Source organism: Nocardia sp. CDC153, assembly GCF_035818515.1.
Lineage (GTDB): Bacteria > Actinomycetota > Actinomycetes > Mycobacteriales > Mycobacteriaceae > Nocardia.
In genome coordinates this window covers 237147-261373 of sequence record NZ_JAYKYU010000006.1, presented here as the reverse complement: position 1 = coordinate 261373, position 24227 = coordinate 237147, and the positions used below count along the sequence as shown (strand labels likewise).

The window sequence follows — 24227 nt, the reverse complement described above, 5'->3', positions numbered from 1 at the left end:
CGTGACGGCGGTCAATCTGCGTACTGCCCTCCGGCGAATCGGTCCGTCTCCCAACCGAATCGCGCGGCCGCGGCTCACCACCGCAGCCCGCCCTGGGCGATCCGCTAGCGGTAAGAGCCGTCCAGCATTTCGACGATCGGGTTCGGGCCATCGGGTCGCCAGCCCAGCTGGTCCCGCGCCGCGGCACCGCTCACCGACTGGTCCAGCGCCAGCGCCGCGGCGAACGGCGCGCCCAGCTCGTCCGCGGCCTCCGTGACCGGCCACACCACCGGTTCTGTGGTGACCCCGGCTACCGCACCGGCCGCCGCGGCCAGATCCTTGACGGCGACCGCCGGATGCGCGACACCGTGCCAGAGAGTGCCGGCCGACGCGTTGGTGACAACCCGGACGTACAGCTCGGCCAAGTCCTCGATGTACACCATCGGCCAGCGCACTCCGAGGTCGCCGACGATCCGGGGCGCGCCGAACTTGCGGGCCAGATCCACCAGCAGCGCCGGAATGCCGCCACCGTGGCCGTAGATGAGACCCGGACGGATCACCGTGGCGCGCACCGCCTCGTCGGCCAGTGCGAGCACCTGTCGCTCGATAGCGGGCCGGTAGCGAACGATCTCGATCGCGTCGACCGGCGACTGTTCGTCGGCCGTCCGGTCCTCGGTCGCGCCCAGTACCCAGACGCCGCTGGTATAGACGAATCCGCGGCCGGTGCCCACCAGCGGCGCGGTCAGCGCGGCGATCGCCGCCGCGTCGGCGGCCTGGTCCCCCAGTGGCGTGGCCACATCGATGACCGCGTCGATATCCGGTGTGACCGCGGCGGTCAGGGTCCGGGGGTCGAGCAGATCACCGATGCGGCCCTCGTACGCGCCGACCACTTCGGCCGCTTCGGGCCTGACCAGGGCGACGACCTCGTGCCCGAGGTGCAGCAATCGCTCGGACACGGCCGAGACCTTCTTCCTCGAGGCCAACGAGGAATACGTCGTCGACATCCATCGTGGCTATTCGACCGAGGGCCAAGGCAAAGTCGACACAACCTGGGCGCTGGTGTGGCACTTCGATACCCACGGCAAGGTGGACCGCGTGGTAAACCTCTCCGGCGATCAACACCAGATGGACGACTACATCTGGCGGAATTACACCCTCGCACCCCTACCAACTCGCCTGGCCTGAGATCGGTGTGGGCGGCGAGCCGTCAGCGGCAGGATCTATGGCGATAGTTGCGCATGTCAGGCGGGAAAGGTATTGGCGGACAAGGCGGTGCCGTCGGTTTCGACTGGGGCCTTCCCTGGGAGGCGATCACGAATGTGGCGACGAGAGAGAAACGGATTGAGCGAGGCGGCTCGTACATGGAGATCGTCCTCACCTGTCCACCGGCGGCGGCGATCGACAGATCACGTCCGACATCGCGGGCACGGCGGCAGGATCCGGAGGACCGGTGGACGGTGCCGACCGGGGCGTGGACGGTGGAGCCCGCCGCCCTATCGGCGACCATTCGTTTCCTCGTCGACCAACGCAGACTGGACGAATACCGGGCGAGTATCGAACGCGATGGACGCCGCCGAGCACCTTGATACCCGGCCCTGGGAGCTCAGGACTCCCAGCAACCTCGGCGGATCACCCGGAACCTTCGGCCGGCTTCGGCAGTGAGGTCCAGCAGGAACGGAAGGCGGTCGATGTGGATGGCCGTCAGAGCGTAGCCGTCGGCGTCGATTTCGAGGGAGAGCAGTGCATGCTTGATCTCCAAGCAGCGTTCGCCGATCTCTTCGAGGGCTGCGACGGTGTCTTCGCCCGAGTCGCAGTTTTGGAGCGTGGCAATGAATGCGGGGTACCAGCTCCAGCGGAACTTGTGGGGAAACTTCTGTATCGCCTTAAGGTCCCGTCGAATATCATCGGGATCGCTTTTCCAGTCGATGTAGGCGCTCTGACCAAGGTTGTCCAGAGCCGACCGCATCTCATCGAAAGGGTCCTCTGTACCCGACCGGACCGCCCGCGCCACCTGGGGATAGCCGGGTACCAGGCACTGGGCGACCTTCGCCCATGCTTCACGGTTGTCGAATTCCACTGCTGCGCCTCCGAATACGCTTCGACAACTGAACCTAGACCGAGCCACCGACAAGGTTGTGAAGGGGCGGCACCCAGCTCCACGCCAGACGCGAGCGTGTCGGTCGCCATCGGTAGCATCGCCGAAGTTGTTCGAGCGTGGGGAGATTCAGGTGGGGCGTGGCGGGGCGGCGGGCTCGGCGAAACACGATGAGTCGTCGACGGTATGGCCTGTGGCGGAGAGTAGTTCGGCCAGGTTGCGACGTTTCTTCGTCACGTGGAGGACGCTGGGCGTGCTCGGGGTGTTACCGGCGGGGTTCGCGTCACCGATCGTGTGGATGGCGCTGGACGAGCCGACGCATTGCGGTTTCGAGACGTCCTGCTCGGCGGACGGCATCTTGTCCAATGGTCTTGTGCGGCTGGGCTGTGTGTGGGGAGCGATCATCTTCGGCGTTGGATTGCTCGTCGCGGGCTGGACGCTGCTGCATGGAATCGACGCCAGCCACGGACCCTGATCGCAGATGCGAAGTGTCGAGGATTCGATGTTTCCTGAGCGTTGGCCGAACCAGCCATCCGAGAAACAGGAACCTCGTAGCGCCGTCTGTCGGTGCCGGCGGGTAGGACTTGGCATGTCAAAGCAAGGTGTTTGGGGGGCGAAAACGGTGGGTGCACGTAACCAGGCTCAGTGGACCAAGCAGATCATCACTCGATTGACGAAGGCGATGGCGGCAGAAGGCTTCACGGTCTGCGCACCGCCGCAGCGGTGGCCGGCTACCGGGAGGCTGCTGTGGACGGAGATCTACTTCGGTCCGGCGAGCGAGTCCATCCCCAGGATGACCGCGACTGTCGATGCTCACATCGAGCGTCACCGTGATGGGGGCCTGCGCCTCGAAGGGACTGCGCGGATCGGATCGCCAGCCGTGGAGGAGGTCATGCGTGACATGCCTGGCGACGGGCTGAGATTCGGTGACATCGATAGTGGGCGCTTCGACCTGTTGGATGTTTCGCCGAAGCCGCCGGTGATGTCGATCGATTTCGATGCGGAACTCGAGGTGTCGGTGGCCCAGTACATGGACTACGTCCGCGGTCCGGTGCGTGAGTGGTTCGCCAAACGGTCTACGTTCCCTGATCTGCTCGAGACGGCGCGTGAGCCGACAATCGCGCCGTGGGAGACGAATCCGGATCCGACGCTGCTGCGCGGCACTGTCGTGCTGTGCGTGCTGGACGGCCGGGTGCAGGATGCGGCCGTGTTGATGCGGTGGTATCTGCAGCGGGATCAGTTCCACCGGTGGGACTCCCTCGAGGATGCATCCGCGTTCGACGCCGCGATGCGGGCATGGTTCCCCGCATACGCTGCCCAAAGATCCAACTAGCCACAGCGCACGGAAACCATTGCCGTACAAGACATCCGCATCCGCCGCCTACCGCTGACCGGACTGGCCGGCGGTAGGCGGTCAAAGGTCGTTCAGGTGTCGCCGGTTGGGGCGGAATCTGTGGTGGCGGTTGCGCGTGCCAGAAGTGACGCGGCCTCGATGGGGTCGTGAGCGGACAAGGACTGGTTGATGGCGTCTTGTAGGGCGGTGATGGGTTCGAGGTATCGGTCGGTCACGTCGGTGAGATCTGCTCCGGCTCGGGCTGCTTGGAGGGCGTCGGCTGGGAGGTAATGTCTACGCGTTGACGTGTTCCCGTGACCGAGTCGCGGTAGCGGAGGGTGGTTGGCTTCTGGCGCACGTAGGCGAGCCAGACTGTTAGGGCATCGTCGCATAGCGATAGGTGAACCTGTCGTCGGGCAGCGGCGTCCAGCTGGGAGAACGATTCCTGCGGCGTCATGATCGATACTAACGAGACTGCTTGGTTCGACTGCGGGGTTAGTGGAGGTAGGAGGCGCCGTTGGCGTCCAGGACTGTGCCTGAGCTCCAGATGGCCTCGGGGGAGGCTAGGTAGCGGACGGCGGTGGCAATTTCGGCGGGGGCGGCTACTCGGCCGAAGGGGCTTTGGGCGCGTATGGCGTCGGTGACGCGGTCGGCTACTCGTTCGGTGGCTACGAATCCCGGTGCTACGGAGGCTACTCCGATTCCGTAGGGGGCCAGGGAGACTGCGAGGGATTGTGAGAGGGCTTGGGCTGCGGCCTTGGTCGCGCCGTAGGCGGGGTGGTCGGGCTCGCCTCGAAACGCGCCGCGGGAGCCGATGTTCACGATGCGGCCGGGTAGGGCGTTGTCGATCATGTGGCGGGCCGCGCAGTAGGAGACGTTGGCGGTGCCGAGCAGGTTCACGTCGACGGTCTGTCGCCAAACCCGTTGCCACTCCTTGTAATCGGTCGACGGCAGTGGATGTGGCAGGTTGACGGCCGCGTTGTTCACCAGCACGTGCACCTGGCCCAGGGCGGCGATCGCCTCGTCGACGATCCGCGCGGCCTCGTCGGCGTCGGATACGTCGCCGCCGATCAGTACATGGCCCTCGCCGACCAACTCGCTCAGCGTTCGCTCGGCCTCCGCCCGCCGCGACGAATAGTGCACCGCTACCCGATCCCCGTTGTCGGCGAAGGCCTTCGCGATCGCGCGCCCGATCCCCCGCGACGCCCCCGTCACCAGTACACCCCGACTCGTCTGCTTCTCCATGGGTTCCACTGTGCCATCGAGCAAGATCGGCTCAGCCAGCGACCGACACACACCAGCTGGGCCGTGGACAAGAGCACCGGCTGCGCCGTCAACCACCACACCGGCTGCGCCGTCGAGCATCACACCGGTGGGCCACCAAGCACACACCGACCGAGCCGTCGAGCACCGCTGCGGCCGACGCTGCGGTGCTCGGCGGTTGCTGGGCTAGGCGGGGCAGGTGTGGAAGGCGGTGAGGAGCCAGCGGCCGTCGCGGCGGATCATGGTCCAGGTGGAGCGGACCCAGCGGTCCTGCGGGGGCTCGGATTCGCCTGCCATGAGGATCGCGTCGCGGCTGATGACGATGGCGGTGTCGGGCAGCGGGAAGCGGACCTGTTCCGGGTTGCTCAGGACCTTCGAGCCCGCGAGCGGGCCCGCGAAGCCGGCCGCCATGTGGGCGCGGACCTCGTCGCGGCCGGAACGGAATTCGCCGGGCAGCACGGAGGTGGAGTCCGGGGCGTAGTCGGCGATGAAGGCGGCCGCGTCATTGGCGGCCCACGCGTCGTAGATGCCGGTCAGGATGGCGAGGACGGCCTCGCGGTCGGTGGTTTGTACGGCGATGTCGGACATGGTTCCTCCTCGGGTGATGGCCGCGGGATGCGGCTCGTGAGTACCTACCGGCGAGGTGTGCCGGATTCATCGGCGGCGGTGTAGAAAGTTCGGCAGGGCGTCTTCGAGGAGCTGAGCGCATGGCGGATGTGGACTTCGCGGCGACCACCGACCGGTATCGGCGGGAGTTGCTCGCGCATTGCTACCGCATGCTCGGTTCGGTGCAGGACGCCGAGGATCTGGTGCAGGAGACGCTCTTACGGGCCTGGCGGGCGCGCGACAGCTACGACGAGAGCCGGGCCGGGATGCGGACCTGGCTGTATCGGATCGCCACCAACGCGTGTTTGACCGCGCTGGAGCAGCGGGGGCGGCGGCCGATGCCGTCCGGGCTCGGGCACTCGCCGGGTGACGATCCGCGCGAGGGATTGATGCACGGCGGGGAAATCCCGTGGCTGCAGCCGATTCCGGATTCGCTGATCGCCGATCCGTCGGAAGCCGCACTGTCGCAGGGCAGTCTGCGGTTGGCGTTCGTCGCGGCCATGCAGCAGTTGCCCGCACGGCAGCGGGCGGTGCTGGTCTTGCGCGAGGTACTCGACTGGCCCGCCGCGCAGGTGGCGCAGGCGCTGGACATGACTCCGGCGGGGGTGAACAGCGCGTTGCAGCGGGCGCGGAAAACATTGAGCCAGAGCGGTATCCGGGAGGACGATGTCTCGGAGAGCGCCGGGCAGCGGGCCGTGGTGGACAGCTACGTCACCGCCTTCCGCAACGCGGATCTCGCGGCGTTGGAGAAGCTGCTGTCCGACGATGTGATTCTCGAGATGCCGCCCATGCTCAATTGGTATGTGGGACGGGCGAATTACGCCGGATTCATCGCGCGGGTGTTCGACACCTCGGGCAGCGATTGGCGAATGCTGCCGGTGTGGGCGAACGGACAGCCCGCGCTGGCGGCCTACGTCCGCGACGGTGAGAACGGGTATGCGCTGCACAGCCTACAGGTCTTCACCGTTCGAGACGGTCTGATCACCCACATGATCACGTACTTCCAGTTCGAGGAGCTGTTTCGGATCTTCGAACTGGAACCCCGATTGCCCTGACGTTCAAGCCCTTTCGGCGCTCTCGCCGAGCAGTCCGTGCTCGTGGGCGAAGGCGGCGGCCTCGGTGCGGCTGGCCACGCCCAGCTTCGTCAGGATGCGCGAGACGTGGACGCCGGCGGTATTCGAGCTGATGAACAATTCCGCGGCCAATCCCCGATTGCTCAGCCCCTTGGCCACCAGACGCAGCACCTCGAGTTCCCGCGTGGTGAGGCCGAAGCGGCCGGACGGGTTGCCGCCCTGCGCTTTCGACGGCCGCTTCGCGGAGTCGTCGAGCGGAATGCGCACGCGCTCCGAGATCACCTCGGCGGATCGGCGCAGCGGGACGGCCCCGAGTCGGGTGGCGATCTCGATCAGCTCTCGCAGAGCCGAGGCGGATTGGCGTCGATTCCCTTCGGCCGCAGCGGATTCTGCCACACCCAGCAGGGCGATGGCCGTGTCGTAGGGCCGTTCGATCGCGCGCCACGCGGCCGCCGCCGCGAGCCACCGGGCGGCCGAACCCGTCAAACGCGCGGTGAACACCGCCCGATGCACGGAATCCACCGGCGAGGCCGTGGGCAGCGCATCGCCCAGGGCGAGCAATTCCGCTGGCGCTCCGGCGGTTCGGGCCGCCAATACCACCAGCGGCCACGCCTCGTGCGGATGCGCGAACAGGGTCGCCGCGCCATCCGGACCCGCGAACAGGCCCGCGAGATCGGCGGCCGCCGCGTCCTCCGCGCCCGCCTCGAGTGCCAGCGCGCACCGCAAGGCGACGAGCTCCAGGCGGTACTGCGCGGCCCATCGACTGTCCCCCAGCAGTCGAGCCACCTCCGCCGCCGCTTCCCGTGCCGCCCCGGAATCGCCCTCCGCCAACGATATTCGCGCGAAGCACAGCATCATCGCCGCCCGACTCAATGGCGGCAGCTCCTCGAACTGAGCCTCGTCCACCACCGCCCGCGCCTCATCCCACCGCCCCAACGCGGCCAAGGCCTGCGCCCACTTCACATACAGAATCGGTGCGGACTCCCCGAACCGAAACGACTCGTGCGCCGCCCGCAACCCCTGCCGCACCGCGGCGATGGCGGCCTCGTACCGCCCCGCCGCCACCAATACCGCCGACTCCCACGTGGCCACATCCACCACGATCCGCGCGTCCCCCGCCGCCGCGGCAGCCCGATGCGCCTGTGCGAAATGCGCCAGCGCCCAATCGGTTCCACTGGGCCTCTCGGCCTCGGACATGCCAACCGCCGTGTCGACCACGGCGGCACCGGCCGCCGCCACCTCGGCAGCCGCCGCACCCGCCAGTCCCAGATGCGCGTGCGCACGCGCCACGAGCGCATCTGCCCCCAATCGCCGCGCAATGGCCAAGGCCGCCCGGGCATCCGCCGCCGACCCCACCGCATCCCCCCGGAAGATCCGCGCCGAGGCCGACTGCACCAACGTCTCAGCCCGCTCCGCACTGGGTGGCTCCACCGGTAGCAGGGACAGCGCCCTCACGAGATCCTCCCCCGGTCCGGCCCCGGTGGTCGCCCGCAGATACGCCCGCCGCCGATACAGCCGCGCCACCCGCCCGGCGTCGAATTCCCCCGCACCAGTGCCCGCTTCGACGACCTCGGCCCCCGCGGTGGCGTCCGACCGCCCCGGGGTCCCTGCGCCGCTGGGGTCGAGGAGGGCGAGGGCGGCATCGGCGGCGGCGAGACCGCGTTCGGTCGCGCCGATGGCCAGGGCCACTTCGACGATCTGTTCCAGCACGGCGAGTTTCGTTGTGTGGATCAGGGATTCGGGGGCGGGCACACGGTCCCAGAGGGTGAGGAGTTGTTCCAGCAGGCGCAGGCGCTCGGGGTGGGCGGACGGGGCGGCGGAGACGGCGGACCAGGTCGCGGTCAGGGCCGCGACGAGATCGCCTGCGGCCTGGGAGTGATGGGCCAGTTCGGCGAGCGTGTCGGCGGTGGGCAGGACGGTTTCGGCGCGGAGGGCCTCGGCCAGGCGGGCGTGCAGGCGGGTGCGTTCGACGGGGAGCAGGTCGTCGTGGATGGCCTGGCGGATGAGGACATGGCGGAATTCGTAATCGGTGTCGGTGGGGAGCAGCAGATGCCGGTCGATCAGTTCCCGTAGGGCCCGGTGCAATTCGCCGGGGGCGAGGTCCGCCGTGGCGGCGAGCAGTTCGTGGCGGACCGGAGTGCCGATCACAGCGGCCAGTCGGACCGTGGCGTGCGCCTCCGGGGAGAGGCCGGACTGGAAGCCGAGCAGGAGATCCGACAGTTCGGTGGGAAGCTCCTCGGGCGATTGGCCGAGCGCCTCGACGAACAACGGGTTCCCGCCGCTGCGCTCGAAAACCGCTGTGATCAAGCGGGGATCGGGCTCGCGTCCGAGCAGCGCCGCGAGCTGGCGGCCGACCTCGTGCCGGGACAGCGGGGCCAGATCCAGTACCGTCACCCCGGGATTGCGGCGCAGTTCAGCGACCAACCCACGCAGCGGTCCGGCCTCACCGGGCCGGTAGGTCCCGACCATCAAGGCGTCGGCGTCGGTCAGATTGGCCACCAGGAAGGTGAGCAAATCGCGGCTGGCGTCATCGGCCCAGTGCAGATCCTCGAGGATCACCACCACCGGTCGTGCCAGCGCCAATTGCTCCAGCACCGTGAGGATTTCACCGAACAGCCGAATCCGATCGGCCTCGACCACCGCCCCGCCGGTGTGAACCGCCAACTGCGGCAACCAGTTCGCCAGCGCCGGTCGAGGCGGCAGCAGCTCCGCCACCGCCGCCACCCCGAGCTTGCGCACCAGTCCGCGCAGCACCGCCAGAAACGGCGCGAACGCCACCCCGCCGGTCCCGAGCTCGGGGCATCGCCCGATCAAGACCAGCGCCCCCGGGTCGAGCCGTTCGGTGAACTCCCCCATCAACCGCGATTTCCCGATCCCCGCCTCACCCGCGACCAGCACCGCGTGCGTGCCCGCATCACCCACCGCCGTCACGAGCGCGGACACCTCAGCGGCCCGACCGACCAGGGCGCTGCTGCCGGGAAAACTCACCACTCCACGATCATGCCGTGATCCCGGTCAAGCGCCCAGCCAAGCGGGTAAATAGTGAATTGTCGTGATGTGGGGGTGGGGTCTTTATCGGAAAACTCGATGTCATGAGCAGCAATGAGATCCGCCCCTTCCGCATCGACATTCCGCAGGCCGACCTGGACGATCTGCGTCAGCGCCTGACCCGCACCCGCTGGATCGACGAGGTCCCCGGCGCCGGATGGGAGCGCGGGGTGCCCACGTCGTATCTGCGTGAGCTGGCCACCTACTGGGCCGAGAAGTTCGATTGGCGTGCCGTCGAAGCCAAGCTGAACGAGTACCCCCAGTTCACGACCACCGTCGACGGCCAGAACCTGCACTTCCTGCACATCCGATCCGAGCGCGCGGACGCCACGCCGCTGATGCTGATCCACGGCTGGCCCGGCACCCCGGCCGATTTCCTGGACCTGATCGGCCCGCTGACCGATCCGGCCGCCCACGGCGAGCCCGGGGCCCCGGCCTTCCACCTCGTGATTCCGACCTTGCCCGGGCACGGCTTCTCCGGGCCGATCACCGAAACCGGCTGGCACGACGGCAAAGTCGCGGCGGCGCTGGCCGAACTCATGGCGCGGCTGGGTTATGACCGCTACGGCGTGCAGGGCGGCGATCACGGCGCGTTCGTCGCCCCGCTGACGGGTCGCCACGACAGCGAGCATGTGATCGGCGTGCACGTCAATGCGCTGGTCGCCTTCCCGACCGGGGATCCCGCCGATATGGCCGCGCTCACCGAGGCCGAGCGGCAGCGGCTGGCGGCCATGAAGGAATTCCAGGACAACGGCTCGGCCTACATGAATCTGGCGGGGTCGCGGCCGAATACGATCGCGCAATTGCTGGCGGACTCGCCCGCGGGTCAGCTGGGCTGGATCGTCGAGAAGTACAAGGAATGGACCGATCAGAGCCATGAGCTCGAGCAGGCCATCGATCGGGACCGCATGCTGACCACCGTGGCCATCTATTGGCTCACCGATACCGCGCGCAGCGTCGCGAATTACTACTACGAGCGATTCCACGACTACGCGATGTTCGCGCCCAAGCCGCGGGGCACGGTGCCGACCGGCGTCGCCGTCTTCACCACCGCGGACTACGCCATTCGGCGTTTCGCGGAGAAGGCGCACAATATCGTGCACTGGTCGGAGTTCTACTCCGGCGGGCATTTCCCGGCGCTGGAGGTGCCGGAGCTGCTGGTCGGGGATATTCGGGAATTCTTCGCCGCGCTGAATCGCTGAGCCGGACCTGGCCGCCCCTTGTTCAAGGGGCGGCCAGGAAGCCCTCGACCACTCGACGCACCTTCGATACCGCGTCGCCGTCCCCCAGTCGCAGTGCGGTATTCGCCGCCCGCAGCACCGCGTCGATCTGGAATGCCGCCAAATCGGTATCCAGGTCGGCGATTTCGCCATGTTCGACGGCATACGCCAATTCCCCCGCCACCAAATCGACCCAGGCGCGCTGATTGTCCGCCAACGCGTCGCGCACCGGCCCGGGGCGAGAGTCGAATTCGGCGAGATTGGCCGACTGGAAACACCCGCCCTCGAACAGGGGTTCGGCGGCGTAATCGATCCAGTGGTCGATCAGGGCGCGCAGGCGCCGCACCCCACGGGGTTCCGCCAGGGCGGGGCGGGTGACGGTGTCGATGAACACCTCGCGGAAGTAGTCGATGGTGGCCAGTTGCAGCGCTTCCTTATTGCGGAACAACGTCTGGATTCCGGCCTTGCTGAGCCCGGTGTCGGTGGCCAGGCGGCCGAAGCTCAGACCCTCCAGGCTGTCCAGCGAGGCGATGTCGACCGCCCGGCCGAGCACCAGCCGACGGGTGCGCGAGCCGCGCAGCAGTCGCTTGTCGGTGATCTCGGGTTCCGCACTCTCCATACGACCGATCGTACTCGTGGCCGACCCCACCCCGGCGCGAACGTGTGAAGCATATTGCCGCGCAAGGTGACCCAGGCTACAGTTACGGTCCAGTAGGAACTCTGGAGTTCCCAGATAGCTGTGGAGGATTCGCGCATGATCAAGGCAACGCAACCCCTCACGGCCGCACCGATTTCCGGTCCGCTGCGCGATGCGCGCGCACTGTCGACCGCCCTGGTCGCGCATTTCGCCGAACACGTGGCCCGCTGCGGCACGCTGCCCGGGGACGCGCTGCGCGGTGAGGTCACCACCGTCACCCGCACCTGTCTCGAGCTGGCCGCCGGGGTCCTCGAGGGCCGGGACGTCTCGGCCAAGATCGAACGGCTGCAACGAGCGGGCGCGGACTGGGCGCGCGAGGGCATTCCCATCGGGACCATTCACCGGGCCGTGCACGACGGGTTCGCGCTGGGGTTCGACCTCATCGTGGACGCCACCGGCCCCGAGGACTACGCCCGGCTGGCGGCCACCGCCCGCGGCCTGTTCGAGGTGCTGGCCATGGTCGACTCCGCGTTCGCCGTCGCCTATGTGCGCGAGCATCGCGCGGTGGTGGCCGAGCATCACACCGCGGTGCACACGGTGGCCTCGGCGCTGCTGGCCGGGCATCCCACCTCGACCATGGCGCGCGCCGGGGGTATCGAGATCGACGAGTCGTATTACATTCTGGCGCTGAGCATTCCGGCGCATCCGGGCGAGAGCGATCCGCGGGTGGACGGCGAGGTGGTGGCGCGGCGCAAGCTGCGGCGCACACAGTCGGAGCTGGCGCGCCAGGGCGCGGGTCGAGCGCTGTCGCTGCTCAGCGCCGATGGCGGGACGGTACTGCTGCCCGCGCGCGAGGTGCGCGCCGAGGATCTGGACGAGCTGGTGGCCGGATTGTCGCGGGCCGCACAGGTTTCCATCACCGCCACGGTGATCCACGCGGAGACGCAACACATTCCGGAGGCCGCCGAACAGGCGCACGAGCTGCTGGACATGGTGCAGCGGCTGGAGTGCGCGCCCGGGCTGCACAGCTTCGACGAACTGGCCATGGAATACCAGCTGACCCGTCCGGGCCCGGGCCGGGAATACCTTGGGACGCTGCTGGATCCGCTGGACGAGTATCCGGAACTGCTGGAGACGCTGCGCCGCCACATCGGCAACGACCTGAGCCGCCGGCACACCGCGCGCCTGTTGGGTGTGCACACCAATACCGTCGACAATCGGCTCAAACGCATCGGACAGCTGACCGGATTCGATCCGGCGCAGCCGTCCGGGCTGTGGTATCTACGCTCGGCGCTGGTGGCGCGGAGCTATCGGAAGGCCGAACGGGTGCGAATCGGTCGGCCCGACAGCATGGTCGCCAGCAGCGCGATCAAATGAGCGTGTTCGGCGAGCGCGCGCGGTGAGACGGCCACCGACCACACCGTGCGCACCTCCGACGGGGGCAGCGGGCGGCCCGCGAGGCGGTCGGCGAGCCAGTCGACCATGACCGGAATCGCGAGGAACTGCAACGGCAGATGGGTGCTGAGGCGGTCGCGCAGGTAGCGGACGTGCGCGCCGCGATCGTGGTAGCGCTGAACATGGGCGTCGACATCGGCGACCGCGATTACCTCGTCGTTGACGCCCTGCACGACGAACATCGGCATGGCGGGAGCCGTCGCGCCGGGCTCGATGTCGGCGAGGACGGTCCGCATCTCGGGGCGGGTGAGCAGGGCTCCGAGCCCACCTTGGATGTGCCGGTTGGCATTTCGACCGGCATAGCGGGCCAGGAGGGGGAAGGTGGCGATGTGCTCGGCGCGGTCGAGCAGGTCCAGGTATTCCGCGGAGACGACGGCGCGGACCGCATCGTCCAAGCGCGGGTAGGCGCGGCGGAGTCCGGCGGTGAAGACCATGGCGAAACCCGCGAAGGGCGAGCCGTTGAGGCGGACGAAGGCGGCGGCCGGGTCGCCGACCGGTGAGCCCGCGACCGCGCCGACGATCTCGAGTTCGGGGGCGTACTCGGCCGCGAGTTCGGCCGCCCACGCGGTGGCCAGGCCGCCACCCGAATAGCCCCACAGGCCGATTCGGGTGCGCGGGTGCAGGCCCAAGGGTTCGAAGCGCAGGGCCGCGCGCAGGCCGTCGAGGGCGCGGTGACCCGGTTCCCGGGCCGCGCCGAAGTGTCCGTTGAGGCCGCCGTGGTCGGGCACCGACACCGCCCAGCCGCGGGCCAGGGCCGCGGCGATGAGCGGGAATTCGATCTGCGGGATGGCTCCCAACGCGCGCGACCGGTGCTGTAAAGCGTAGGAGGGGAAGCATTTCTGCGCGACGGCGTCGATGGCGCACTGGAACGAGACGAGCGGGCGCTCCCGCGACGGATCGGCGTCCCAGGGCAGCATGACCGTGGTGACGGTGGCCTCGGGCCGACCCTCCAGATCGGTGCTGCGGTACAGCAATTGCCAGGCTCGCACACGCTGCGGCAGGCGTCCGAGCAGGCCCACCGTCACCGGGCGCGAACGCAGAATCGTGCCGGGCGCAACCGATCCCGGGTCGATCGGCGAGCGGTAGAACGGATCCATTCCGGGCAGCAGCGGAATCGTGCCCGGCGTGCCGAATTCCTCGGCGACATAGCCGGTTTCGATCGCTTCGCTGATCGTCATCGTGTTCCTTCCAGAGAGCGAACGGGGGTCCGGGGGCCAGGCACCCGGCGCCTTCTTTTCAGGGGCTTGGGGGCGAAGCCCCCAAAGCATTCGCTAGATATGTCCGCTGCCACCGATGACCCAGGGGTTGAAGGTACAGACCAAGGTGGGGTGGGCGGCCGGGTCCAGCGCGCGCAGGGCGATGGAGGCCGCTCGCGGGGAGTACATGATGGTCAGGTGGTCCGAGAGGTCCTCCGGGCAATCCTGTTGCAGCGTAATGTTTTCCACCGTCGCATCCGGGCCCGGCGTGAGGAAGGTCCAGTCATAGGGGTTGGAGATCTCGTCGTGCGTGGTGCCGATCGCGGTGTACTCGACGCCCGGCACGGTGTCGCCACCGGCATTGAGCTTGGCGTAGAACTCCGAGCCGACGACCTGCTCGGTATTGGCCTGGCCGATCAGCGGCTGGTAGAAGCCGAGAATGTCGAGTCCGAGATTGGTGATGAACCGGCCCAGGCTGGCGAGGCCGAGCAGCGAGGTGCCGTGGGTGGTCGCGCCGAAGGTGATCACCTTGCGCACCTTCCCCTGTCCGCCTTCGAATTTCATGTACTGGCTGGTGACCGGGCCGCCCTGGGAGTGCGCGAGCACATCGACCGCGGGCGCGCCGGTGGCCGCCAGCACGCGATCCACGAACTGCGCCAACTGTTTCGCGGAATCCTCCAGCGAACCGACGCCGTAGCGTCCCGGCAGGATCGGGCCGATGCCACCGCCACCCAGCGGGGTCTCGCGGCCGAAATTGAAGGCGAAGACACAGAATCCGGCGCGGGCGACCTGCGGGGACAGGAACGAGAAGCTGTCGTAGGTGTTCAGCCAGGTGCCGTGCACCAGCACCACCGGGCGCGGATGCTCGGCGCTCGGCTTGCAGTTCCAGTCGTTGGATCCGGGCGGGGCGGCGTCGGGGTGCGCGAGTCCGAAGCCGAAAGCGGCCAGGAAGGCCGACATTTCGGGGCCGACGCCGACCGTGTCCGAGGCGGTGCTGACGATCGCCGAGCCCGAACTGCTGCCGGAGTCGGCCGGTTCGGACGCGGCCACGCCGGTCGAACAGGCCACGGCCAGGGCGGTCGCACCGGCGAAGACGGCGCTGCCGAGTCTGCGGTGGGTCGAACTCATGAAATCTCCTACTGCCCGGTCCGACCGAATGCGTCGAATCCGATTGCGACCGTAGGAGCCGACTGTGGCCTGTGTCACCGGCGCTGTGTCAGGTGACAGTGATCGAAGCCGTCCACGCCGAGCGGTTGTGGCGACCAACAGCCGTCAGGCGGCGGGCGTGCTCGCGATGGCGATGGCGGTGCGGGTGAACAGCGGCACCAATTCCGGCAGCGCCTGCGCGCCCTTCTGATGCAGGCACGCGCGCACCCGGTCGTCGATGCCGCCGAGCAGCATGTCGATCAGCTCGCGATCGGGTTCGGCGGCCAGATCGCCGTCACGCACACCGACCCGGGCCACCGCCATGATGTAGTCGGCGAAACGCTCGTGCACGCGCAGCCGGTGTTCCACCAATCCCGGTCCCGCCGCGAGCGTTTCGACATACAGCGCGCGGGCGGCCGCCGGTTGCATGGCGAGCACATTCAAATAGATCTCGAAGGAAATCCGCACCCGCTCCGCGAAATTCACGCCCTCCAGTCCGGTGACGGTTTCCCGGAGTTGATCCAGGGCCGCGCCGACCGCGAGATCGTATGCGGCGGCAAAGCATTCGTCCTTACCGCCGAACACGGCGTAGAAGGTGCGCCGCGCCACCTGGGCGCGGGTCACGATATCGGCGACCGTGGTGGCCGCGAAGCCCAGCTCCCCCACCGCCTCCAGCACGGCGGTGCACAGCCGCCGGTACTGCGACGCCTCCACCTGCTCGCGAGTCAGCCCATGTCGCCCACGCGGCAACGGACCCGGCTCACCGACAGTTTCCACACTCACGCCCCCAGAATAGGTTTCCACGTCACCGAGCGACTAACGGTCCGGCCAATACCATGGCGGTTCCTCCAATAAAGCCTGTCCCGCCACCGTCGTCGCGCCCTCCCGTTTCACCAATTCGATCATGGTCGGGGAATCGGCGTACTCCTCGATGACACCGATCAATTCATCGGAATGAGTGACCACGACGACCTGGGTGTCCTCGGCGGCGCGGGCGATCAGGCGGCCCAGCGGGTCCAGGAGTTCGGGGTGCAGGCTGGTCTCGGGCTCGTTGAGGACCAGCAGCTGCGGCGGACGTGGGGACAGCAGGGCGGCGGCGAGCAGCAGATAGCGCAGGGTGCCGTCGGAGAGTTCCGGGGCGGCCAGCGGGCGGAAGAGCTTGGGCTGACGCAGCAGCAATTCGAAGCGGCCATTGTGGTCGACGATCTCGATGCGGCTGCCCGGGAAGGCGTGGTCGACCGCCTCGGTCAGGGCCTTGGCGTCACCGATTTCGACAATGGTGCGCAGGGCCGAGGCCACGTCCGCGCCGTCGTGTGCGAGAGCCATGGTGCGCGTGCCGATCTGGGGCGCGCGGGCCGGGGCGGCGACATCGGTGCGCAGGTGGTCGTAGAAACGCCAGGAGCGCATGCGTTCCCGCAGGACCAGCAGGTCGGGGGCGCGCTGCGGGTCGGCGAGTTCGGAGAGCATGGAGTCGAAGGCCTTCACGGTGTGCGGCACCATGCCCCAACCGCCGCCCTCGTCGCGCAGTCGCACCACCGGGCCGCTGCGCTCGGCCAGGACCGTGGAGGGTCGCAGCACCGGTCCGGCCCAGACGGCCTCGGTCTTGATCTCCGGATCCCGGCCGAACATGGTCTCGTCCGGGGGCAGTGGGCCGAGTTCGGCGGCGTACCCGAAGTCCTCGCCCGCGAAGCCGACGCGCAGCAGCAAGGGCACGTTCGGGCCCGAGCGGCCGGGACCGGCGAACAGCGTCGATTCGAGGCCGCCCTCGCGGGCCAGCCCCGCGACCGCGCCATTGCGGGAGAAGTCGGCCAGCAGGCGCAGTACGCGGTACAGGCTGGATTTGCCGCTGCCGTTCGCGCCGGTGATCACGTTCGTGCGGCCGAGGCGGACCCGCAGATTGCGCAGGGACCGGTAGTTCTCCACGGCCAACGTGGTCAGCATGCGGTCCAGGGTATAGCGACCAACCGGTCCGTATTAGTTGGTGTGGTGGGCACGCCACGCACGATAGGCGGTGCGCGAGCACACCGCGCACGGGCGATATCCGGTCGCTATCGCGGTGGCCTCGTCGGCGAAGAAGACGCGATGCGATGCGTAGCCGCCGCGGGCGAGGGCACGTAAGGCGGCCGGGCAGTCCAGGCGGCCGTAGATGCGCAGGCGGCGGTGGCCGCCGAGAGTGCCCGGAGTTCGACTGCGGTACGGGCCATCCGGGCCGAGCAGGGTGTACATGGCGTCAGGCGTCGTGGAAGACGAGGCCCAGGGTGTGACGCTGGCCGGATCGGACGACGCTCACCCCGTGCCGCATGGGTGCGGCCGACCAGCCGCGGGCACCGCGCACCGGGCGGTCGCGGGTGGTGAAGATCAGACCGTGGCCCTGCGGCAAGGACATTGCCGCGCCGCGGGATTGAGCGCGCGGGCGCTGCTCGACCATGAGGAACTCGCCGCCGGTGTAGTCGACTCCCGGTGCGTCCAGGCCGATGACGACCTGGAGCGGAAAGACCATGTCGCCGAACAGGTCTCGATGCAGGGCGTTCCAGTCGCCCGGGCCGTAGCGCAGCAGGATCTGCGAGCTCTTCACCTGACCGGCCCGGTGACACTGGGCGATCCACTCGTCGAGGTGCTCCGGCCAGGTGCCGGGGCGTCCGAGCCGCCCGGCCCAATCCCGGGCAATGGGCAGCAGTTTCGGATACAGCGCGGCCCGCAGCTCGGCCACGATGCCGGGGAGTTCGTGGGTGAAGTACCGGTACTCCCCCGAGCCGAAGCGATGCCGGGCCATGTCGATCGTCGACCGGAATCTGCCTTCCTCGTCGTAAAGCCCTGCGAGCGTGTGGCATTCGTCGGCGGTGAGCAGCGGTCCCATGAGCGCGTGCCCGTGCTCGTCGAGCTCCCGGGCCAGGGCCGCCCAGTCCTGCTGGGCGACCCGCCCGGCCCACACCGACAGGGTGGGGGCCGTCATCACGCGATCCGTTCCAGTTCGAGCAGCAGCTGCTTGCGCTCGATGCCCCCGGCGTATCCGGTGAGCGAGCCATCGGCCCCGATCACGCGATGGCAGGGCCGCACGATCAGCAGCGGATTCGCGCCGATCGCCGATCCCACCGCCCGCACGGCGGCCCGGGACGCGCCGATGCTGCGCGCGATCTCCCCGTAGGTGGTGGTGCTGCCGTACGGGATCGCATCGATCGCCCGCCAGACGCGCCGCTGGAATTCCGTTCCGCCGTCACCGAATCGAAGGTCGAATCCGGTGCGCTCACCGGCGAAGTACGCGGCCAACTGCGGCACCACCGCCGCGAACGCGTCCGCGTCGGCGACCCAATCCGGTTGCACCAGCAGGCTCTTCCCACCGGCCATCGACACCGCGGTCAGCACCGTCTCGCCGTCTCGAATCTCCCCTACCAACAGCAGTTCCCCGACCGGGCTGGCCATGGTCGTGTAGACGGTCATCGCTTCCTCCTTGATCGTTCCGTCCTCGTCCCCATCCACTCTGCTCGACCACCCACCCGATAACCGGCGGAAATCGGCCATGGCATTGGCGGCATTCGGCCACCCGCGCCGAGCCTAGAGCCATTCGAACAAACTTTCGGTAGGTTCGGAGCTGCCCACGATTGCTACCGAAAGGCGATGCCGATGCCCCAGTTGGTTCGCGTGCAGAACTTCAATCTGTCCAGCGATGGATTCGGTTCCGGCGAAGGCCAAAGCCTCGAACGCCCCTTCGGCCACGCCGAGCCCGCCGCGATGTTCTCCTGGGCGGGCGCGACCGCCTACTGGCCCACCCGCACCGACCCCGGCGGCACCTACGGCCTCGACAGCTACTTCACCCGAGACTTCCGCAACAATGTCGGCGCGGAGATCATGGGCCGCAACAAGTTCGGGCCGCAACGCGGCCCGTGGGAGAACTACGACTGGCAGGGCTGGTGGGGCGACGAGCCCCCGTTCCGCACCCCGGTCTTCGTCCTCACCCACCACCCCCGCCCTTCGATCACCTTGGGCGAGACGACCTTCCACTTCCTCGAGGCCACCCCCAAAGAGGCCCTCGCCCAAGCCTTCGAGGCCGCCGACGGCAAGGACGTCCGCATCGGCGGCGGCGTGGCAACGGTCCGCGAATTCCTCGACGCCGACCTCATCGACACCCTCCACATCGCCGTCTCCCCCATCGAACTCGGCCGCGGCGAACGCCTCTGGACCTCCCCCGACTCCCTCCTCGACCGCTTCCACCTCGAAAAGGTCCCCAGCCCCAGCGGCGTAACCCACCACCTCTTCTGGCGCCGCTGACCCCGCACCACGAGCATGCAATCCAGCAGGGAAACGCCGAGAGACATCTGCTGGATTGCATGCTCGTGAGCTAGGGGGTGGGCCAGGAGGGGGAGCGGCCGAGGGCGGAGACCAGGAGGTCGGTGGGGGTGGCGGTCGGGGATGCGGGTAGGGGGGCGGCGTAGCCGTGTGGGCCGCGGAGGGGGCCTTGGTTCGGGATGGCGGTGGCGATCGGGAGGGCTACGGCGAGAAGGTCTTCCGGCAGGGCGGGGTCTACGGCGAGGGCCTTGGCCAGGTCCCAGCGGTGGGTCAGCATGTCGATGAAATGGACTCGGAGGAGGGACTGCGCGTGGAGTTCGGTGCCGAACTTCGGAAGGCGAACCAGGTGGTCGGCAGCGAGTCCGCCGAAGGCCTCGATCCATCGAGAAGCGGCTTGGGCGAAGGCCTTTCTGGGATCCGCCTCGAGCACGATCTCGGTATTCAAGCTGCCCTCACTGATCGCCTCATGTTCGGAATTCATGTGCCGCAACAAATCCCGAACCACCCACCCCGCACACGGCGTAGGCCGATCGAGATCGGCATCGGTCAACCCGCCGACCAGCGTGACGAGATCGGTAAGGGCACGGCGGTCCAGCTCGAAGATGTCCACAACTCGACACTATACGCACGATCGTTCGTGCAGTTGTAGGGCAAGTGTCGTCCTTCCAACTCGATTCGACAGGGAAACTTGCAAGTTTGACTGTCTTGATGGGATGGTGGATGAGTGAGTGCGAGCGGGAGGGGTACGGCTGCGGGTGAGGTGGTGTTGGCTGCTGCCGAGTTGCGGGTGGTCAGCAGTCGGCTGTTGCGGCATTTGCGGTCGGCTCGGGCCGGGATCGAGGTGACTCCGTCGCAGGCGGTGGTGCTGAGTCGGCTGGGGAGCGAGGGAGCGTTGTCGGTGGCGGATCTCGCTCGGGCGGAGCGGGTTCGGCCGCAGTCGATGCGGACCACGCTGGCGGCGCTCGAGGAGCGGGGGCTGGTGTCGCGGGCGGCGCATCCCACCGATCAGCGGCAGGTACTCATGTCGCTCACGGCGGAGGGGCGGCGACTCTTGCGGGCCGCACACGACGCCAAAGAGGATTGGCTGGCCGAGGCCATTCGCACGAAATTGTCACCGGCCGAGCAGGATTCGTTGATCGCGGCGATTCCACTGCTCGCTCGACTGGTCGAGGACTGACGGAATCACTACTCCCAGAAAAGGATTGCCCCTTGACGTCGAATTTGCTGGATCCCAAGACCGCGCTGGTGCTCATCGACCTGCAGCGCGGAATCACGGCCGCACCCACCGTTCCGCATGCCGCCGACGCGGTGGTCGGGCGCGGTGCGCAGCTGGCCAAGGCATTTCGTGAGCAGGGGCTGCCAGTCGTGCTGGTGCGGGTCTCCTTCGCCGAGGACGGCAGCGATATGCCGCCCGGGCGGACCATGCAGCCCGGGGGGCAGTTCACCCCGCCGCAGGGCTGGGACGAACTCGTGAGCGAACTCGACGTCCAGCCCTCCGATATCCGAATCACCAAGCGCCAGTGGGGCGCATTCCACGGCACCGACCTCGACGTGCAACTGCGCCGCCGCGGCATCACCACCATCGTGCTGGGCGGCATAGCCACCAGCATCGGCGTGGAATCCACCGCTCGCGCCGCCCATGAGCACGGCTACCACGTGGTCGTCGCCACCGACGCCAGCGCCGACCGCGACGCCACCTCCCACGCGCACTCGATCGAAAAGATCTTCCCCCGCCTCGGCGTCACCGCCACCACCGACGAAATCCTCACCGCCCTCACCACTCTCGACGCCCAAGGCTGACCACAGTCCGACGCCGCCGAATGCCCATGTCGCCCATCCCCCGGGCGGCAGTGGGTTTCGGCCCCAAGGCTCAGGGAGCACCTGCTCGCGACCCCGTGCCGACGCGGCCCCGAGTTCACCAAGCGTATGAGCACGCGGGCGGTGGGCGGCGCATCGCGCGGCGAAGGGCGGTACACCTCGGATCCGGTGGCACCCATGGCGCTCACCGCGGCCGCCGCACGGCTATTTCGTGTGGGCAGCTATTTCGTGTGGGCTCGGGACCAGAGGGTGGGCCAGCCGCCCGAGCCCAGCCAGGCGGCGGGGACGAGCAGGCCGTGGGTGGCTATGCGAGTCCAGAAGACCTCCCGATCGGTGTCGAGCAGGCCGAGTTCGTGGGCGGCGGGCCAAGCCGATTGCCAGGGCCCGTGGTGGTCGGAGAGATCGGTCACGGGGAAGCCGGGGACGGTGATCGCGTGGGGGTCGCTGATCGACACGACAGGGACGGCGTGCGTGGGGGCGCACGTTGTCATCAGGATCAGCGGGCACAGCAGGTCGGCGGTGGGGTGCTGGGCGAGGGCGTGGGTGAAGGACCGGTCGCCGCGGCGGGCCAGACGGCCGAAGGCGGCACGGACGCGCTGGGCCACCAGATCCATGGAACGCGCCGTGGCGATATCCGGATCTTTCACCAACGCGCGCAGCACCTTCGAGGGCAGTGGAGCGTCGGTCGGCAGGGTGCGCAGGCGGGGGTAGCGGTCCAGCAGGGTGGGGGCGAGCGCATCGAGGGCGGCGGCCAGCGGCCGGGTACCGGTGGCCGTCCACAGGCGCGGCAGTGCGGCGGGGTGGGCGTCGAGGTGGTCCGCGCACAATCGGGTCAGCCGATCGGCGGTCGAACGGCGCAGGGCGGTCAGGGTTTTCGGGTCACCGTCGGTGTCACCGGCCAGGGCCACCAGCGTGCGCAGGGCGGGTTCGGAGTCGACCATCGCCTTGCGCGCGGCCTCCCGCAGCACCGGTTCGAGGTCGCGCACCGGATTGTGCGTCCCGCGCCGAGCCCGAGCGGGCGGCGCGACGGTGTCCAGCTCGGCCGGTTCCGCCTCCGGCTCCGCGCCGCGCAGCGTCTCCACCCACACCCGAAACGCCTGTCGCAGCGCGGCATCCGGCTGATTGTTGAACCGTCCGGCGATCTCGCTCATGGCATAGCCACCGGCCACCCGACGCAGCTCGGCATTGGCCGCAATCACGCCCGATTCGTCGCGAACCGCCACCAGAATGCTGAGCCCGCGCACCGCCTGGTCCTGATACCACGGTCCGGCAATGCAATTGCCCATGTAATCCGACCACTCCGCGAGATGCGCGGCATTCCGGGCGATCTGGACGCGCAGCGTCGTCCCGGGCAGGACCTCGCCATCGCGGGCGAGAACGCTCTCGTCCACCTCGAATTCGCTCGACAGCGCGGCGGCGACGGCACCGCTGCCCATCAGCGCACCGCACAGCTCATCCCAGTCCCGGCACCGCTGCGGCGCGATCGCACCGAGCGCGAGCAACTGCGCCGCCCCGGCCACCGCGAGCGGAATCGACTCCGCGCGCGGGGTCAGCGGATGCGGTTGCGGCCGTGCCGGATCGGTGTCGAACTCGGGGACCCGGTAGTAGCCCTCGGCCACCGCGGCCGCGTGCCCGCGAGCCCGGGCCATGGCATCGGCCAGTTCCGCGATCCAGACCAGATCCGACGCGCGCTCGACGGCGGCGGCATCCGCGGCCAACCGGTCGGCCAGGCTCGGCCGACCGCGCCGCACCAGCGGCTCGTAGTGCCAGTCGGTCGGCGCGATTCGCGCGGTGTGTCCGGCCACCGCCCGCCACTCCCGCAGCGCCTCCGAATCCCACGCCTCGGGCAGCACTTCGCGCGGGATCTCCTGGCCCAGCAGCGTCCGGCAGCGGTCCGCGACGATCAGCGCGTAGGCGAGGGCGGTGCGCAGCCGGGTGCGCACGAAGCGCTCGAAGGCGGCACCCTGCGCCTGCTGGCGCAGCCGGGCGTCGATCTCACGAACGTGAACGCCGGGCCGGGCGGGCAGCAGCCCCGAGGAATCGGACTGCGCGTCGCCGCGCTGTGCCCGCTCGAGCTCGTTCTTGGTGTACAGCGCCGAGACCGTCGCGATCTCCTCGCGCACCCGGGCGAGGCCCGCGACCACGCCGAGCTCGTGCACCGCGACCGCCGCGCGCAACAGCACCGTCGCCGACACCGCGTCCTGGATCAGTCGTTCGACGGAGGGCTTCCACAGGGTGCGCCAGGTCGGTCGGAAGCGGATCGCCGCCACCATCGTCAGCGGCCCGGCGTTCGAGTTCTGGACGAGCTTGACGATTTCCGCCTCGTCGTACTCCCGATACCGGGCGCGCAGCGCGTCCAGCACCGTCAGATCGTGGCTCGCGATCAGACGATCGCGCGCCAGCTCGCCGACCTGCCACGCGCACACCCGCCGCCACAGATCCAGCACCAGCTCCAAACGCCGCGGCCGCGAATACCGCTCGAGCACCTGCCGCAGATTCGCGGCGAGCACCGAGGGCACCACCTCGGGCATCGGGTCGACGCCCTCGGGAGACCGCAACTCCAGTACCCGCACCAACTGCTCGGGGCCCAGCAGCTCCGCGGCGGCCGAGGCCAGCAGCACGGCGGCCCAGCGCCCCTCGCCGATGGCCTGTTCGGCGGCGGCCCCGACCGGTTTGGTCGCGGTCACCCCGAACAGGGCGACCAGGGTGGCGGTGCGCTCCCCCAGCCGCCACGCGCCGCCGAGCTTGAGCACCCGCAGCGCGGCCAGCACCGCGTCGCGCCGATCACCGCTGGCCCCGGCCAGGCGGGCGGAGACGAAGCCCTCCCCCAGATCGATTCCGGCACCGGCGATTACCGTCCCGCCGTGTTCGATGAGGCCGGCCAGGTCGGCGCAGGCGATCGCCACGCGGGCCGGATCGCTGTCCCGGTCCCCCAGCACGACGGCAGCGCCCTCGGGCCCGTCGTGGTCGATTTCCTCGCCGGTCTCGACCAGCCAGGCCCGCCGATTCCGATCGGCGACCACACCGAAGGCCAACAGCACTGCCAAACTCGAACTCCCACCGATTGATTCGCC

Annotated in this window: 24 protein-coding genes; 9 read left to right on the top strand and 15 right to left on the bottom strand. The window is 68.8% G+C overall.

The annotated features are described in order from the left end of the window. Window positions 1-104: 104 nt before the first annotated feature. Window positions 105-935: an NAD-dependent epimerase/dehydratase family protein gene (locus tag VMT65_RS31530; protein ID WP_326312167.1), complete on the bottom strand. Its 831-nt coding sequence runs from the start codon at window positions 933-935 to the stop codon at window positions 105-107. A 103-nt stretch (window positions 936-1038) separates the two neighbouring features. Here VMT65_RS31530 and VMT65_RS31525 point away from each other — a divergent pair, with 103 nt between their 5' ends. Further along, the gene (locus tag VMT65_RS31525) at window positions 1039-1164 is read left to right on the top strand and encodes a hypothetical protein (protein WP_326312166.1); all 126 of its coding nucleotides are present in this window, start codon (window positions 1039-1041) and stop codon (window positions 1162-1164) included. 418 nt (window positions 1165-1582) lie between these two features. On the opposite strand, the gene VMT65_RS31520 is transcribed toward VMT65_RS31525, so the two are convergent. Further along, window positions 1583-2056: a DUF6630 family protein gene (locus VMT65_RS31520; protein ID WP_326312165.1), complete on the bottom strand. Its 474-nt coding sequence runs from the start codon at window positions 2054-2056 to the stop codon at window positions 1583-1585. A gap of 127 nt (window positions 2057-2183) precedes the next feature. Here VMT65_RS31520 and VMT65_RS31515 point away from each other — a divergent pair, with 127 nt between their 5' ends. Then, on the top strand, window positions 2184-2549 hold the full coding sequence (locus VMT65_RS31515; protein ID WP_326312164.1) for a hypothetical protein: 366 nt from the start codon (window positions 2184-2186) through the stop codon (window positions 2547-2549). A gap of 114 nt (window positions 2550-2663) precedes the next feature. Then, window positions 2664-3407: a hypothetical protein gene (locus VMT65_RS31510; protein ID WP_326312163.1), complete on the top strand. Its 744-nt coding sequence runs from the start codon at window positions 2664-2666 to the stop codon at window positions 3405-3407. Between the two features lie 495 nt (window positions 3408-3902). Here the strand turns inward: VMT65_RS31510 and VMT65_RS31505 are convergent, their stop codons facing one another. Together VMT65_RS31505 and VMT65_RS31500 are read right to left on the bottom strand one after the other, a co-directional pair. Continuing rightward, complete coding sequence (locus VMT65_RS31505) at window positions 3903-4652, bottom strand: SDR family NAD(P)-dependent oxidoreductase (protein WP_326312162.1); 750 nt, start codon at window positions 4650-4652, stop codon at window positions 3903-3905. A 204-nt stretch (window positions 4653-4856) separates the two neighbouring features. Then, the gene (locus VMT65_RS31500; RefSeq protein ID WP_326312161.1) at window positions 4857-5258 is read right to left on the bottom strand and encodes an SgcJ/EcaC family oxidoreductase; all 402 of its coding nucleotides are present in this window, start codon (window positions 5256-5258) and stop codon (window positions 4857-4859) included. Window positions 5259-5326: 68 nt separating this feature from the next. Here VMT65_RS31500 and VMT65_RS31495 point away from each other — a divergent pair, with 68 nt between their 5' ends. Continuing rightward, window positions 5327-6331 (top strand): sigma-70 family RNA polymerase sigma factor, encoded by a 1005-nt coding sequence (locus VMT65_RS31495; protein WP_326312621.1) that lies wholly within the window; start codon window positions 5327-5329, stop codon window positions 6329-6331. A gap of 3 nt (window positions 6332-6334) precedes the next feature. Here the strand turns inward: VMT65_RS31495 and VMT65_RS31490 are convergent, their stop codons facing one another. Beyond that, entirely contained in the window at window positions 6335-9337 is a 3003-nt protein-coding gene (locus VMT65_RS31490) for a helix-turn-helix transcriptional regulator (protein WP_326312160.1), read from the bottom strand. Window positions 9338-9441: 104 nt separating this feature from the next. Between VMT65_RS31490 and VMT65_RS31485 the strand changes: the two genes are divergently transcribed. Further along, window positions 9442-10599, top strand: coding sequence for an epoxide hydrolase family protein (locus VMT65_RS31485; protein WP_326312159.1), 1158 nt, complete (start codon window positions 9442-9444; stop codon window positions 10597-10599). 22 nt (window positions 10600-10621) lie between these two features. On the opposite strand, the gene VMT65_RS31480 is transcribed toward VMT65_RS31485, so the two are convergent. Further along, on the bottom strand, window positions 10622-11236 hold the full coding sequence (locus VMT65_RS31480) for a TetR/AcrR family transcriptional regulator (protein ID WP_326312158.1): 615 nt from the start codon (window positions 11234-11236) through the stop codon (window positions 10622-10624). A gap of 135 nt (window positions 11237-11371) precedes the next feature. Between VMT65_RS31480 and VMT65_RS31475 the strand changes: the two genes are divergently transcribed. After that, window positions 11372-12631, top strand: coding sequence for a PucR family transcriptional regulator (locus VMT65_RS31475; protein WP_326312157.1), 1260 nt, complete (start codon window positions 11372-11374; stop codon window positions 12629-12631). Here the strand turns inward: VMT65_RS31475 and VMT65_RS31470 are convergent. From VMT65_RS31470 to VMT65_RS31440, 7 genes are all read right to left on the bottom strand, one after another. Beyond that, window positions 12562-13887, bottom strand: a complete 1326-nt coding sequence (locus VMT65_RS31470; RefSeq protein WP_326312156.1) for a lipase family protein — start codon at window positions 13885-13887, stop codon at window positions 12562-12564. The genes VMT65_RS31475 and VMT65_RS31470 overlap by 70 nt on opposite strands. Before the next feature lie 93 nt (window positions 13888-13980). After that, entirely contained in the window at window positions 13981-15033 is a 1053-nt protein-coding gene (locus VMT65_RS31465) for an esterase/lipase family protein (RefSeq protein ID WP_326312155.1), read from the bottom strand. 144 nt (window positions 15034-15177) lie between these two features. Beyond that, window positions 15178-15834: a TetR/AcrR family transcriptional regulator gene (locus tag VMT65_RS31460; protein WP_326312154.1), complete on the bottom strand. Its 657-nt coding sequence runs from the start codon at window positions 15832-15834 to the stop codon at window positions 15178-15180. Window positions 15835-15867: 33 nt separating this feature from the next. Further along, window positions 15868-16992: an AAA family ATPase gene (locus VMT65_RS31455; protein ID WP_326312153.1), complete on the bottom strand. Its 1125-nt coding sequence runs from the start codon at window positions 16990-16992 to the stop codon at window positions 15868-15870. A 33-nt stretch (window positions 16993-17025) separates the two neighbouring features. Then, window positions 17026-17277 carry an Ada metal-binding domain-containing protein gene (locus VMT65_RS31450; RefSeq protein WP_326312152.1) on the bottom strand — a complete coding sequence of 84 codons (252 nt, stop codon included), beginning with the start codon at window positions 17275-17277 and terminating at the stop codon, window positions 17026-17028. A 4-nt stretch (window positions 17278-17281) separates the two neighbouring features. Continuing rightward, the gene (locus VMT65_RS31445; protein ID WP_326312151.1) at window positions 17282-18004 is read right to left on the bottom strand and encodes a 2OG-Fe(II) oxygenase; all 723 of its coding nucleotides are present in this window, start codon (window positions 18002-18004) and stop codon (window positions 17282-17284) included. Further along, window positions 18004-18489 (bottom strand): methylated-DNA--[protein]-cysteine S-methyltransferase, encoded by a 486-nt coding sequence (locus VMT65_RS31440; protein WP_326312150.1) that lies wholly within the window; start codon window positions 18487-18489, stop codon window positions 18004-18006. Before VMT65_RS31440 ends, VMT65_RS31445 begins: the two co-directional genes overlap by 1 nt. Before the next feature lie 183 nt (window positions 18490-18672). Between VMT65_RS31440 and VMT65_RS31435 the strand changes: the two genes are divergently transcribed. After that, complete coding sequence (locus tag VMT65_RS31435) at window positions 18673-19317, top strand: dihydrofolate reductase family protein (protein WP_326312149.1); 645 nt, start codon at window positions 18673-18675, stop codon at window positions 19315-19317. A gap of 70 nt (window positions 19318-19387) precedes the next feature. Here VMT65_RS31435 and VMT65_RS31430 read toward each other — a convergent pair whose 3' ends face one another. Beyond that, window positions 19388-19945: a TIGR03086 family metal-binding protein gene (locus VMT65_RS31430; protein WP_326312148.1), complete on the bottom strand. Its 558-nt coding sequence runs from the start codon at window positions 19943-19945 to the stop codon at window positions 19388-19390. A gap of 114 nt (window positions 19946-20059) precedes the next feature. Here VMT65_RS31430 and VMT65_RS31425 point away from each other — a divergent pair, with 114 nt between their 5' ends. Then, window positions 20060-20512 (top strand): MarR family winged helix-turn-helix transcriptional regulator, encoded by a 453-nt coding sequence (locus VMT65_RS31425; protein ID WP_326312147.1) that lies wholly within the window; start codon window positions 20060-20062, stop codon window positions 20510-20512. Between the two features lie 32 nt (window positions 20513-20544). After that, entirely contained in the window at window positions 20545-21135 is a 591-nt protein-coding gene (locus VMT65_RS31420; protein WP_326312146.1) for a hydrolase, read from the top strand. 239 nt (window positions 21136-21374) lie between these two features. Here the strand turns inward: VMT65_RS31420 and VMT65_RS31415 are convergent, their stop codons facing one another. Then, window positions 21375-24200: a hypothetical protein gene (locus tag VMT65_RS31415; protein WP_326312145.1), complete on the bottom strand. Its 2826-nt coding sequence runs from the start codon at window positions 24198-24200 to the stop codon at window positions 21375-21377. Window positions 24201-24227: the final 27 nt, after the last annotated feature.